The following is a 3,341-nucleotide window of genomic DNA, read 5'->3' as shown; positions in this document are numbered from 1 at the left end:
CGTTGTGCCAAATCCTGTTAAAAATGAAGCTGAGATTTCGCTCGATACGGCGGCTTTTGCCACCGGCAGACTATCATACGCAAAGATCGAAAAATGCGGTGCCGTTGAACTTTACTCAATAACGCTATAATAATGCACCTATTATTATTTGAAGTTATACTTAGGTGTTTTTATGGACGAGCAGGCAATAGATCTGCGCGGAATTCTTAATGTCTTTCGTCGGCGTTTTAGGTTCATTCTTACTCTCATCGCATTGACGCTTATTCTAACGACCACTGCGCTGTTCGTTATCACGCCAACATACACAGCAACCTCCAAACTGCTGCTGGATGTGGTTGGTAAAAACCTCTTTGACCCCGATGCAACAGCGCCATCCACTGCTTTAGCCAATGCCCTTATCGATACGGAAGTGGAGATAATAAATTCGAGGCCAGTTCTTGAGAAAGCCTTCACCGACCTTGGGTTGATCGATAGCAAAGAACACGGTGTGTCGTTATCAGCGATTGAGAAGATATCGCTCTTTTTGGGTCTGGACCAGGCAACGACACCTATGTCCCAAGAACAACGTATCAACGGCGTTTTTGATGAATTCAAGAAAAAGATTCGCATAAGGCGGCAGGGTTTCACCTTTATCATTAATGTAGCGACGAGCACCCAAAACCCAAAAGACGCCGCAGATATCGCCAATGCAATTGCATTATCGCATATTGCGCTCAGGCAGGAAGAAAAGGTTAGGTCGTCCAATTTGGCGCAGACCCTTTTCCACGAGCGAATTGCTGCAACGCGCCGCTTAAACGAAGTAGCGCAGCAGGAACTGGAAGCGTACATTCCAAATAACTTGCGTGAAATCATCAAGCTCAACAAAGACCCTCAAATTCCCATTTTGCGGGACAAAGTTGACGCATTCACCGTCAAAAGCAAACTCAATGCAGATATGATTGAAGCGCTCAACGGCAGTGTTGACCAAATACCAAGCGAAGTCCAAAAATCCACATTGGTTAGTGAAGGGCTCAAAATTCTACTGCATCAAAGACAAGAGTTAGCAGCAAAAGTCCACGGGCAATCGGAGCAAGAGTTCACAGCAGAGCAAAAACGCCAGCTGACACAAATGGATGAAGAACTGAGCCGGCTAATCGCTCAAGACTTATCGGTGCTGCGAAAGAACCAAGAGGACGATACTCAACGGGCCATCGCCGCACGAAATGAATTGACCGCAAGAGTAGTTCAGATCGCTCCCGCTTCGTTCATTTCAAAACTGGATGCTTTAAGGGTGCGCGCAAAAGTCAATAATGACATGTACACACGTTTGGTAGAACGCGGCACTGAACTTCAAGTTCAAACAGATGTGCAAATCTCAAACGTCAGCATCGCAGAACTCGCCGCTGCTCCACTTGAACCCTCATTCCCCAATAAACTGTTGGTGCTTGCTATTGCATTTGTTTCGGCTGCTGGCGTTGCTGTGGGACTGGCCTTTGTTTTGGATCAATATTGGGGGGGAATAACCTCTGAGGGGCAACTCGCAGATGTCATTTTGCGCAGGGTTGTTGCTGTTGTACCTGCATTTCGACCGTTCACAGATGTAAATGGTAACAAAACGAACCTAGTCGATGTGATGGACAATGCTCCCTCTTCAAATTTTGCCGAAACAATTCGGCGTATTCGTTCAGAAATCGATCTTGCAGGCGCACAAAGAAATAGAGCAGTGAACGATGATGTGGGGCGGGTGGTTCTCGTGACGTCAGCGGTGCCAAGTGAAGGTAAAACTACCGTTGCAATTTCATTGGCCAAAAGCATGGCCCACGCTGGCGCAAAAGTCCTGCTGATCGATGCTGACTTTCGAAAACCATCTATCCATAAGTTCCTTGAGCTGGACGGAGGTTCGGGACTATTGGAATATCTGCAAAACCCAGACAGCGTTGGTGAATTGACAAAATCGTTCACCAACAAAGTCATCCCAAATCTTGATGCGCTCGTTGGCCAAAGCCAATTGGGCCTTGCAGCGGATAGTCTTGTTTCAAACATTGGTTTTGAAAGGTTGATAGATAGCGTTGCAAAGCTTTACGATTTTGTGGTGATTGATACCCCTCCATTATTGCCCGTTGTGGACACAAGCTACTTGTTGCACCTAGCCGACGTTGCCGTTTTCGTTGTTGGTTTTTCAACAACGTCTCAGCAAGATGTTCGAAAAGCCAACATGTTGCTGGAGAAATATCTCAATTCTAGCGCGAATGTCGTGCCTGTCCTCAATCGCAGCGACTCGATCGCTTTGGGCTACAGCGCGAACTACGAAAGCTATTTTAGCTAATCGGTGCAGCGGGCTTGGAAAGGTGGCACATTTGCAAGGTGCAGTCGGTCAATTGTCGCTCGCTAGGATCGGGTCAAGCGACGCTGTACTCAATCCACCTGCTGTTTTAACGATATCGGCAACTTTGGTTACAGCTATAGCGGTTTGAGTATCAGAAAACTGAGTTGATGTTTTTCGGATCGCTTCGGCCACCTGTTCAAGGATTTTATTTGTCTGGTCAATTTGCGCGCTCGCGGCAGCCTGCACGGCCGGTGTGCTGTCCGGTGAGAGTTCGGGTTTCGCGCTAGCCAATGCCGCTGAAGACCCTGCGATCCGTGCGATTAGCCCAAGTAGTTTTTTCTCTCTATTTTCACCCACAATTCGGGCCGCATCAAGCTGTTTGATGTAAGCTTGGATGAAGTAAGCGCAGCTAAACTCATGCGTTTGAAAACAGGCCGATACATCGTAAATTTCGACCAGTTCTACATTCCGATCCATAATGAGATGATCTGCACTCTGGTCTTGTGCATGACCAACAGAGCTATAGAGCGCCCACACCAAGGTGAGCCCAAATGTGGTTCGAAGTATCATGTTTAAGTCTCAAGTTAAATTATACAATCCTCAATACCATGGCATATGACCCGGTTCAAGACAGCCAATTCGCGCCTGCTTGCTTTTCGATGCAAGGGGGTCAATGTTTTGTGGGAACAATGCTGGACCATTTTTTTGGGTCCGCTTGGGAAATGGCAACCCACGTTAGGTCAACATTCTGCCAATCATGAATAGCGTTTCGCCTATTGTCCAGCACATAGTCGCCTTGCCTAGAAATCACAACCAAAACGGCGTGGCCTTGGCCGTTTTGCGTATATGCTGTGGCAATGCGCAAGGCGCTTGCGGGCAGCCCAAATTTGATCAGTTCGGCGCGCTTGGTCAAAACATAGTCCTCACAATCTCCAGCAGATACATTGATGGACCAAATATCGCCTTTGTCGTTCCGGGGGCGGATAGCACGGTTAATTCCTGAATTCACGCGCAAGAGTAAATCCATCAAGTCATT

3 protein-coding genes are annotated in these 3,341 nt (G+C 47.4%); 1 reads left to right on the top strand and 2 read right to left on the bottom strand.

The window, feature by feature from the left end:
• Window positions 1-172 precede the first annotated feature (172 nt).
• Window positions 173-2,305: an AAA family ATPase gene (locus Q0231_RS02360; RefSeq protein ID WP_299344585.1), complete on the top strand. Its 2,133-nt coding sequence runs from the start codon at window positions 173-175 to the stop codon at window positions 2,303-2,305.
• Between the two features lie 48 nt (window positions 2,306-2,353).
• On the opposite strand, the gene Q0231_RS02355 is transcribed toward Q0231_RS02360, so the two are convergent.
• Window positions 2,354-2,875: a hypothetical protein gene (locus Q0231_RS02355; RefSeq protein WP_299344582.1), complete on the bottom strand. Its 522-nt coding sequence runs from the start codon at window positions 2,873-2,875 to the stop codon at window positions 2,354-2,356.
• A 100-nt stretch (window positions 2,876-2,975) separates the two neighbouring features.
• Window positions 2,976-3,341 (bottom strand): transglutaminase-like cysteine peptidase (locus Q0231_RS02350; RefSeq protein WP_299344579.1); only part of this gene is annotated, 366 nt, incomplete at its 5' end.

Source organism: uncultured Maritalea sp. (assembly GCF_937139385.1).
Taxonomy (GTDB): domain Bacteria; phylum Pseudomonadota; class Alphaproteobacteria; order Rhizobiales; family Devosiaceae; genus Maritalea; species Maritalea porphyrae_A.
Note: the sequence above shows the minus strand (reverse complement) of the source record. Positions and strands in the feature narration are given on the sequence as shown.

Excerpts from the sequence above, each read along its gene's own strand:
- Q0231_RS02360 (WP_299344585.1), top strand. The coding sequence starts at position 173 with ATGGACGAGCAGGCAATAGATCTGCGCGGAATTCTTAATGTCTTTCGT.
- Q0231_RS02355 (WP_299344582.1), bottom strand. The coding sequence starts at position 2,875 with ATGATACTTCGAACCACATTTGGGCTCACCTTGGTGTGGGCGCTCTAT.